Raw genomic sequence first — 320 nt, forward strand, 5'->3', positions numbered from 1 at the left:
CGGCGTCCCGGGCGCGCGAGGCAGCGGTCCCGTCCGTGTCCCGGGCGTGGACTCCGCGGACCGCGGCGGGTCAGTCGGTGCCCAACCCGAAGTCGCGGGCCCGGGCGACCGCTTCGGCGCGCGAACCGACGTGCAGCTTCTCGAAGATGTGCGTGATGTGGTTGCGCACGGTCTTCTCCGCGAGGAACAGCCGGCGCGCGATGTGGCGGTTGTCCAGTCCGCGCGCGAGCAGGTCCAGGACCTCGCACTCGCGCGCGGTCAACTCGGGGAACAGTCGCTCGCCGTCGCGGGGCGCGCCGCCCGCGAGCAGCGCGGTGAGC

At 74.7% G+C, this 320-nt stretch carries 1 protein-coding gene; it reads right to left on the reverse strand.

Annotated features, from left to right (window positions below; genetic code table 11):
• Positions 1-70: 70 nt before the first annotated feature.
• Positions 71-320, reverse strand: a 250-nt coding sequence (locus tag GT354_RS23035; protein ID WP_161358276.1) for a response regulator transcription factor, incomplete at its 5' end; no start/stop codon positions are given.

The sequence above is a fragment of the Streptomyces sp. SID3343 genome, from assembly GCF_009865215.1.
GTDB lineage: Bacteria > Actinomycetota > Actinomycetes > Streptomycetales > Streptomycetaceae > Embleya.